Source organism: Trichothermofontia sp. (genome assembly GCF_053493415.1).
The window spans coordinates 1-9,596 of the sequence record NZ_JBRCAD010000006.1 but is presented as its reverse complement, the minus strand read 5'-3'; the positions used below and the strand labels follow the sequence as shown (position 1 = coordinate 9,596).

The window sequence follows — 9,596 nt, the reverse complement described above, 5'->3', positions numbered from 1 at the left end:
AAAATCTAAAATCTAAAATCTAAAATCCCACACCCCGCTATGATCGATCCCAGTCCACGTGCATCCTAGTCATCGTCAAAGCTCAGACACCCTTAAGGAGGAACAGAGGGGCATGGATCAAGGCAACTTGAAAGTGATCGAACCCGTGGGAATTTTCGATCGCGCCCGTGCGGGCAGCATCCGCCAAGAGATCAACGACAGCCTGGACAGCGGCATTGATAAAATTCTGATCGATTTCAGTGGCGTCACCTTTACGGATTCCTCCGGTCTGGGAGAGTTGGTACGATCGTATAAACGCATTCGTGAAGCCGGGAAGCAACTGTATCTTTGCGCCCTGAATGAGCAGACAAAAATGCTGTTCCAGATTACCAACGTCGATCGGGTGTTTAACGTTTACGCAACCCGTGCTGACTTTGAGAAGGCCCACGCCTGAGCCACCGCCATGATCCAAAAAGCACTGGTCACAGGCGCAAATGGGTTTACCGGCTCCCATCTCGTGAAGGCCCTAGTGAGAGAAGGCGTCACCGTCGTTGGCCTAGTGCGCAAAACTAGCGACCTCGCGCGGCTAGCCGATGTCCCTGTTTCCCTGGTTTATGGCGATATCACCGATCGCGCCATCCTAGAACAGGCAATGGCCGATGTAGACACCGTATTCCATACTGCGGCTTGTGTTGAGCTAGGGCTGGTGGATGCCGCCCTGATGGCACGGGTGAATGTGGACGGCACCCGCACAGTGCTGGCGGCCCTGGCAGCCGTTAGCCAGACCCGGTCTACCCCGCCAACCCTCGTCTATTGCAGCACGATCGGCATCTACGGCGATACCCAGGGGCGAGTGGTGGATGAACACTTCCAACGCCAACAGGTGGGGTTTTCCTCCGCCTACGATCGCACCAAATATGAGGCGCAACAATGGGTGGATCAGGCTGCTCAGGCCGGGTTACCGGTGGTTAGTGTCATGCCCTCGGGGATCTTTGGTGCGGATGATCCCCACTTTGGGCCAGTGTTACGGTTATTCCTGACGGGACGCTTAAAAGTCTGGCCGGGGGGCGATCGCGTGACTGGCATTGTCCATGTAGACGATCTGGTGGCGGGAATGCGCTTGGCGGCGGAACGGGGGCAACCCGGTGCCCACTACATCCTGTCTACGGGCGATCGCTCCCTACGGGAAATGTTTGCGATCCTCAGCCAGGAAACTGGCATTGCGCCCCCCAGGGATCTGCCCGAACCCCTGGTACGCCTAGTCGGGAATATTCTGGAGATCGTGGGTCGGCTCCTGAAGTGGAACCCGCCCCTGAGTCGAGAACGGGTCCATTATCTCTACGATCGCTGTGTGCGGGTGGATGGCAGCAAGGCTATGCGGGAACTCGGTTGGCAACCCCGGAGCGTGGAGGTGACCCTACGGGAAATTATTAGCCAGCTCCAGGCTGAATTAACCCATCCTCCAGGTAGGCAATGCGATCGGCCACATCCATAATCCGGGGATCATGGGTGACAATGAGCACGGTTGCCTGCCGCTCCTTAGCCAAGTGGTGGAGCATCGTAATCACCGCATGACCACTGTGGGAATCTAGGGCTGCCGTGGGTTCATCCGCCATAATCAATTGGGGCTGACCCGCCAGGGCACGGGCGATCGCCACCCGTTGCTTTTGCCCACCCGACAGATCCCGTGGCTTCAGCGCCATCTTGTCCCCTAAGCCCACCTGTTCCAACAACAATTGGGCCTCTAGACGCGCAGGACGGCTCTTAATCCCATGGAGTTGCAAGGCCAATTCGACATTTTCCAGGGCCGTGAGAGCCGGAAACAAATTAAACCCTTGGAAGATAAAGCCAATATGGGCAAGGCGAAACCGAGCTAGCGCCGAGGCCGACAACTGGGTAATTTCGGTCCCTAAAAGCTTGACACTCCCTGCCGTGGGGGTCAGAATACCGGCCAGGATCGAAAGTAAGGTCGTTTTACCTGAACCAGAGGGTCCCATGAGTAATTGGATCTGGCCGGGTTGAATTTCGAGGTCAATCCCCCCCAGCGCTTGGTAGGACTGGCGTCCAGACTGAAAGACCATTTTCACACCACGGGCAGAGATCGCTGCCGTTGTGAGCATACCTGCTGGGAAGTTTGTCGAAGTCGCCAAACTAGAAAACCTGGGTTTTTCAACCAATAAGCCTTGAGAAGTCATCATCCGTCTTCGTTCAGGATAGTGTATAGGGATACGCAGTACTTGGCAAAGCCAACAATGCCAAGCCAGGAATTGCCCAAGCAACGGGCAGTTTTAGTTCAATCCAGCAAGATGCTGTTGCAGCTCTTGCTTAATTAATTCAAACTGATGGGGATGGGTTCCAGAGTAGCAGTGGGGACAGTTATGCAATTGGCAAATGGTGGGTTTGCCCGTGGCTTGTGATGGCCTACCTTGTATGACTGTGATTGATGATGAGAGAGTTCCCCATCTCCTGGCCCCAATATTTGCTCCGGTATTGCTTTGAACCGTCAGCCCGGTGTCTCTCCCCCTCTGCGGTCTTGCCAGTCCAACACCTACCCCCATTATATGGGGTCGCTGCGGACAGGGTGGGGCAGGCGAATTTACGGATTTTCGGGGTGTAAAGGCCGGGAAACCAGTCTCGTCTCCCTGTTTATATGGGTGATCGTCCACCGAACTCAAGCCTTAAAGACGATCGCAGGATCAACGCGGGTGACCTTCTGGATCGCGAAAAAGGCGGAACAGGTACACATCCCCACGGTGAGGAGCAGCACCCCCACCAGTGTGCCCGGTGTCATCAGGATCAGAATGCCCTGGGTAGATAAGGCCCAGGTTTTAACCCCCCAGCAAATGGCGACACCGGGTAGATAGCCCAGGACTGCCATCCACACAGCCTGCTCCAAGACCACCCGATAAAGTGTCCAGTTGGAGGCTCCCATTGCCTTGAGGGTGCCAAATTCCTTCAGGTGATCGGTCACAGAGGCATAGAGAATTTGGCCAACAATCACCGTCCCGACAATGATCCCCACACCGGCCCCCAGCCCCAGCACAAACCCTACGCCTGTGCGATCTTGCCAATAGCGCCGGGTGCGCTCGGCCATTGCATCGCGGGTATACACGCGGGTACCCGGCAGGGCGGCGGCTAACCGTTGACTGAGACTGGCAAGATCCTGATCCGGGACCGCTTGCACCAGAATATAGGAGATGGGATCGGCTGCCGAGAGGGGCGGTAAGGGCTGATCCGGGTCAACGGTGGGGGGGGATGTGGATTGCTGGTAAACATTGGTACATTGCAGGTCGCCATTCCGAATTTGGCAATTTAACTGGGAGGTTAACCCCGCCGTTGAGTATGCCTTCGCTGTGGGTAAGGCGGCAAAAATAAAGGGACTGGCGGCGATCGATTGCGTACCCTGGGTGAGGCCAACAACGGTGACGGGCAAGGAGCGAATGCGGGCCGTCTGACCAACGCCGTTAATATTGAGCGATCGGCTATTGCTACGATCGACGAGGACGGTATAGGGTGCGGTTAATGCTTCAAGACTGCCCGCCACAACCGTACCCGGTACAAACAGTTGGCCTTGGGGATCAAAGCCGAAGATGCGCACAGTATCGGGGGAGCCTTGACCGCTATACCAACGCCCAGTGCCCAATAACAGGGCTTCAGCCCGTTGGACACCCGGAACTTGGGCGGCTTGCGTTACCGTAGAAAGGGGCAGGGGTTCGGTCAGTTCCAGATGTTCCATCTGGTCTGAAGCGACCCAAAGATCTGCTAAGGACTGATCGATCAGCAGCGCGGTGGAGCGGGTAAATCCCTGGAGGATGCCAGCTTGAATCGTAATCAGGCTAACCGCAAAGGTGATCCCAGCCTGGGCAATGAGGAAACGGGGAAGATCTTCAAACAGGTTGCGACGGGCAATGGAGGCCATGTTAGGGGGTGGGGTAAAGGTAAAAGGTAAAAGGTAAGAGGTAAAAGGTAAAAGGGTTAAGGGTAAAATCGCCAGAGGGTAGCTGTCTTAGGGGTTATCGCGGCGCGAGGCGTTGGACACGGGGAGCAAGTTGGGGGCGGTTTTGTGCTTCAGGGGGCGTCGCATTCAGCCCAATTCGAGTAAGATAAAGGACTTCCAGAGTGTGTTAAGGGCTGGGTAATGAAGGTTCTGGTTCTTAGTTGGGAATTTCCGCCCCGGCTGGTGGGGGGAATTGCCAGACACGTTTCAGAACTCTATCCAGAGTTGGTGCGTCTGGGCCATGATATTCATTTAATCACGGTTGAATTTGGAGAAGCTCCCCTGTACGAGGAAGTGGAGGGGATTGCGGTCCACCGGGTTCGGGTGAGTACCAGCGAGAATTTTTTGCAGTGGGTCACCAACATGAACCTGAGTATGGGGGACTATGGGGGTAACCTGTTGCGATCGCAGCCTGGGTTTGACCTCATCCATGCCCATGACTGGTTGGTGGGGGATGCGGCGATCGCCCTGAAGCATTTGTTTCGGATTCCCATGATCGCCACCATTCACGCGACGGAAGCCGGACGCCACCGGGGCCTGTATACCGATATTCACCACTATATTGCGAATAAGGAACGGTTGTTAGCCCATGACGCCTGGCGGGTGATTGTGTGTTCCAACTATATGCGCCAGGAGGTGATGGGGGTATTGGGGTGTCCCTACGATAAGGTGGACGTGATTTATAACGGTATTCGCCCGGAGAAAAAGCAAAAACCCCGCGAATTTGATGCGATCGAGTTTCGATCGCGCTTTGCAAAATCAACGGAAAAAATCGTGTATTATGTCGGGCGGATGACCCATGAGAAGGGGGTATCGGTGTTGTTAGATGCCTTTCCCAAGGTGTTAGCTGCCCTCAATGGTCAAGGCAAATTAGTAATTATTGGCGGCGGGAATGCCGATGCCCTCAAACACCAGAGCTGGCAGTTAGGGATTTGGGAACGGTGTTATTTCGTTGGGTTTATGTCCGATCGGGATTTGGATCGCTTTCAAACAATTGCCGATTGTGCGGTTTTCCCTAGCTTATATGAACCCTTCGGGATCGTCGCGTTGGAAAGCTTTGCGGCTCGCGTGCCCGTGGTTGTCTCGAATGCGGGGGGCCTGCCAGAGGTGGTGCAACATGGCAAAACCGGAATTGTCACTTGGGCTAATAGCCCTGATTCCCTAGCTTGGGGCATCCTAGAGGTGTTAAAAAATCCTAACTATGCCCACCAATTGGTGGAAAATGCCTACAAGGATTTAAAACAACGCTTTGCTTGGCCGAAGCTAGCTCAACAAACGGAGGCAGTCTACCAACATGTCGTAGCGGAGCGATCGCAGATTATCTGGTAACAGTAATGCTGCTAGTGCAGCACACAATTAATGGTGCAACTAATACAGCACTTCCATACTCGGTGAGGTACAGGCAAGGAGCTTAAGCCCCTTATGTGCAAGGCTTGACAGTACTTCAACTGTACTTCATTAGAGAGGCAACGGCTGTAATGCAACGGTTGTCGTGCTGGCTCTCGCCCACAACGGCTAAAGTCGTTATTATAGCAATCTCAGGTGATTGATGAGCGGGGGGTAGGCATCCTACTCGCGCAGACTAGAAGCCTGCCTCACCCTCCTTCACGAACCGTTTAGGATGGCGATACCAACATTGCCAAACTTCATGTTTACTGGACTAGTCGTGTGAGTTAGGGAAGAGGAAAGGTGTCATCATGACAACAATCTCGAAAAATTTACCCCAAGACCAACAAGCCTTGGCGGCTCGAATTCGGCAATTTTGTGCGGCTTGGAGTACGGCAGGCAATGATCCTGATTGGGCCACGATCGCGGATATTTATGCTCCAGAAGAATCCTTCTATTTTGACGCGGTGACACCCCACAGTTTTACCAATGTTGAGGGGATGAAGGAGGCATTCTTTGAGATGCGTGACAAGCTAAAATTCCTGTCGTTGACGTTCAGTTTGCGGGATGATCTGCAAACCTTCCGCCGGGGCGATCTGGTGTGGACAACGGCCACCCACGACGTGTTAGCGCGACTGCCAAATGGTCAGGAACTTCAACTGATTCAACGGCAAACCAGCATTTGGGAAGAGCGGCAGGGGCGGTGGGTCATGCTCCACGAACATCTGTCAGTGCCCTCCGAACTCTAGCCGTGTCAGTTTTCTAGCCGAAGTGCCATCAACACCAAGTTGCGCCGTATTGGGTCATCGTTGCCGGCAAAAGGTTTAACTCACCCTTCGCCAGCAGCGGCCCTGTGGGCTAGGATAGGAACAGATGGGACCGGTGAGCGCGTCCGTTTTGTCAACGGGTCGGGGGGGGTTAACGGATCGGAGGAAGGAGCGATCGGGCTGCTGCCTGCGCCCCCGATCCCGAAGCGTTGCCTTAATCCAATCTGGAGATTGTCCTTGGCTAGAGAGGAGAGACGGGTGAGACGGGTACAGCACCATCGATGGTGCCAATATCTCCAAGCCTTTGTGCAGTCTTCCTGGCGATCGCTGATACGGCGATCGCTGGTCATTGGTCTGCTGGCCAGTCTAACAATTGTGGGACTGTGGCAGCAGTTATTAGTGCGGGAACAAAAGCATCTTGATCAGCTCATCCAGCAGCAAGTAGAGAGCGTCAGCACAATCTTAGGGGAGCAACTGTCTACCCATATTCAAAGTTTAGAGCGGATGGCCAATCGCTGGCAAGTGGGCCAGGGAACCCCACGGGTGCTCTGGGAAGCTGATGCCAAGGCTTATATCAACTACTATCCAGGGTATCAAGCGATCAACTGGGTTGATCCAACTTTTCATGTGCGTTGGGTGGTGCCCCTGAAGGGCAATGAAGCCGCCCTAAATTTCGACACGACCCAAGATTATCGCCGCAGAATCACCTTACAAGTCGCACGGGATTTACGCCAAACCCTCTTAACCCGTACCGTTAAGCTGGTGCAAGGAGGGGAGGGGTTTATTGCCTGTGTCCCGCTGTTTGTCCCCGATGTTTCTGATGTTTCTGATTCCACCAATGGCATTACTCGCGATCGTTTTGATGGCTGGATTATCGGTGTCTTTCGCTTTTCCAGGCTATTTGACAGTCTTTTACTACCTGACCCCGACTACCACGTCGAAATCTATGATGGGACCCATCTTATTTACCGCCAGGAAAGTGAGGAATACCTGGGTGCCCGTGTGAGGACGGGGCAAGTCCACACCTATGGTGCTGATTGGCAGGTTAAGGTTTTCCCAACGGCTGCGTTCACTACCAGGGAACGATCGCCCTTGCCTAGTTTGGTCTTGTGGGGTGGATTAACCCTCGTCTGGCTCTTAGCGTTGGCGATCGATCTCAGTCAACATTCCCAACGTCAGGCACAACAGGTTAGACAAGTTAATCAACAACTGCAAGCGGAAATACGATACCGGGAACAGGTGGAAGCCAGCTTACGGGCCTTGATTGAATCCATCCCTGATTTCCTCGTGCGGATGCGGCGCGATGGCTGCCAGTTAGAAATCCTCAACCGGGGGGCGATTCACCTCATCCAGTCGGATGCCCAGGCCATTCCCGGCACTTGGGTGACCGAGATTATGCCCCCAGAGATTGCCCAAGAACGATTGCATTTAGCCGCCAAGGCACTGGCAACGGGCAGGGTGCAAATCCAGGAATACCAGTTTGAACTGAATGGTCTGAGCATCTATGAGGAAGCCCGCATTTCCCCCCTAGGCGCGGATGAGGTTCTGGTCGTGGTGCGGGATATCACCGATCGCCATCGCTCGGAGGCAGCGCTCCGGGCCAGTGAAGAAAAATTCCGTCAGTTGGCCGAAAATATCCATCAAGTCTTTTTCATTCTGTCCGTCAAGGGCGAAGTGCTTTACATCTCACCCGCCTATGAACAAATTTGGCAACAAAGTAGCGATCGTCTCTATCAAAATTCCTACGCTTGGTTGGAGTCTGTCCATCCCGACGATCGTCCAAGGGTGCTTGCGGCTTTCCAGCGCAAAATTAACTTACAGGAATCCTTCGATGAAGTTTATCGCATTGTCCGTCCTGATGGCGAAGTGCATTGGATTGCGACCCAATTTTCCCCCTTACAGGATGAAACAGGCACCGTCACACGGTTTATTGGACTTGCGGAAGATATCACCCAACAAAAGCACGCCGAAGCGGCTTTACGTCAGAGTGAAGCTACGAAGCAGGCGATTATCGAAGCCATCCCCGATCTGCTGATGCGCATGCAGGCCGATGGCACGAATCTAGAGTTTATTTCCAACACGGACTTTAATGTGATCCCTGATCTGGATCAACTGGCCCAAAACGTTTCTCTCACTGATGTCCTAGATTCTGATCTTTGCCAACTTCGTCTCACCTATGCCCAACGTGCCATTGCCACTGGTCAGACCCAGGTCTATGAGCATAAGATTTGCATTGGTGAGCAGTGGCATTACGAGGAAATTCGGATTGCTCCCCTGGCCCAGGATGCCGTCCTAGTGATGATCCGGAATATCACCGATCGCAAACAGGCTGAACTGGAACTTCTGCATGATAAAGATCGCTTTCAAGCGATTGTGTCCCATATCCCGATTATGGTGACCCTCTTTAATGATCAAGGCAAAGTGGAATTCGTCAATCCGGCCCTCGAACGGATTTTAGGGTGGTCCCTAGCCGAGTGGCAGGCACGTGATTTGGTGCCCGAATGTTATCCCGATCCGATTCATCGTCAACGGGTTCTCGAACACATGCTCGCCGCAATCGGCCAATGGCGGGATATCCCCATCCGAACAGCCTGTGGTCAGCAATTAGAAACCAGTTGGGCCAATGTGCGGCTATCCGACGGGCACTTCCTCGGGATTGGGCAAGATATTACCGATCGCAAACAGAAGGAACTGGCCTTGCAACAGGCGATGGAAGCCGCAGAAGCAGCCAACATGGCCAAAAGTATGTTTTTGGCCAACATGAGCCACGAACTGCGGACGCCCCTCAATGTCATTCTGGGATTCACCCAGATCATGGCCCATGATCCCTCCTTAACCCCCAGTCAACAGGCCGATCTTGAAACCATTCAACGCAGTGGCGATCATTTGTTGAGCCTGATCAATGATGTGTTGGACCTCTCCAAAATTGAATCGGGACACTACAGCATCGACCTGGCGCATCTGGATTTGATTGCCCTGTTGCATACCCTACGGAGCATGATGATGGAGCGGGTGCAGGCTAAAGGGATTGGGCTGACTTTTGAGATTGCGCCGGAAGTGCCCCAATTTCAGAAGTGTTGAAAGTTAGGTTAAGCGATGGAAAAAAGGGACAGAATGCAGTATTCTGTCCTCTAACAAATAAAAAATGATGTTCTATGATAGCCTCATTCCCGAAGCTTGTCAAATTGATCTTGAAGCAGCTTTGTCCGCATGACTACCCTGTTTTGAACTCGCGCTTGTTCTTTGAAATCTGGTTGACCTTTGTATTAGACAACGGCTTGACCAGCATGAGGGATTTATTTTATCGACTGAATCGTTCAGGTATTTCTGTCGATATATCTACCTTTTCTAAAGCTTGTAAAACTCGACAAGACCAGCATTTCTGTCGAATTTATGCTCAGTTGATTGATCAGGTCAAACGACAGAAACCTGCTGAAGCTCAGATGCTCTTTCCGATTGATTCAACC

The 9,596-nt window shown here is 53.2% G+C and carries 7 protein-coding genes and 1 pseudogene; 6 read left to right on the top strand and 2 right to left on the bottom strand.

Annotated features, from left to right (window positions below; all coding sequences use genetic code 11):
- Positions 1-112: 112 nt before the first annotated feature.
- Together ACWIUF_RS00645 and ACWIUF_RS00640 are read left to right on the top strand one after the other, a co-directional pair.
- Entirely contained in the window at positions 113-433 is a 321-nt protein-coding gene (locus tag ACWIUF_RS00645) for an STAS domain-containing protein (RefSeq protein WP_448570239.1), read from the top strand.
- 9 nt (positions 434-442) lie between these two features.
- On the top strand, positions 443-1,474 hold the full coding sequence (locus ACWIUF_RS00640; RefSeq protein ID WP_448570238.1) for an NAD-dependent epimerase/dehydratase family protein: 1,032 nt from the start codon (positions 443-445) through the stop codon (positions 1,472-1,474).
- Here the strand turns inward: ACWIUF_RS00640 and ACWIUF_RS00635 are convergent.
- Entirely contained in the window at positions 1,410-2,177 is a 768-nt protein-coding gene (locus tag ACWIUF_RS00635; protein WP_448570237.1) for an ABC transporter ATP-binding protein, read from the bottom strand. The two genes, ACWIUF_RS00640 and ACWIUF_RS00635, sit on opposite strands and share 65 nt — an antisense overlap.
- 473 nt (positions 2,178-2,650) lie before the next feature.
- Entirely contained in the window at positions 2,651-3,898 is a 1,248-nt protein-coding gene (locus tag ACWIUF_RS00630; RefSeq protein ID WP_448570236.1) for an FtsX-like permease family protein, read from the bottom strand.
- Between the two features lie 219 nt (positions 3,899-4,117).
- Between ACWIUF_RS00630 and ACWIUF_RS00625 the strand changes: the two genes are divergently transcribed.
- The 4 genes and pseudogenes from ACWIUF_RS00625 to ACWIUF_RS00610 all read left to right on the top strand — a co-directional run.
- A complete protein-coding gene (locus tag ACWIUF_RS00625) occupies positions 4,118-5,305 on the top strand; it encodes a glycosyltransferase family 4 protein (protein WP_448570235.1) in 1,188 nt (395 codons plus the stop codon).
- 368 nt (positions 5,306-5,673) lie between these two features.
- Complete coding sequence (locus tag ACWIUF_RS00620; protein WP_448570234.1) at positions 5,674-6,111, top strand: YybH family protein; 438 nt, start codon at positions 5,674-5,676, stop codon at positions 6,109-6,111.
- A 276-nt stretch (positions 6,112-6,387) separates the two neighbouring features.
- Positions 6,388-9,210 carry a sensor histidine kinase gene (locus ACWIUF_RS00615; protein WP_448570233.1) on the top strand — a complete coding sequence of 941 codons (2,823 nt, stop codon included), beginning with the start codon at positions 6,388-6,390 and terminating at the stop codon, positions 9,208-9,210.
- Between the two features lie 110 nt (positions 9,211-9,320).
- Positions 9,321-9,596, top strand: a pseudogene (locus ACWIUF_RS00610) (IS4 family transposase); the annotation flags it as partial.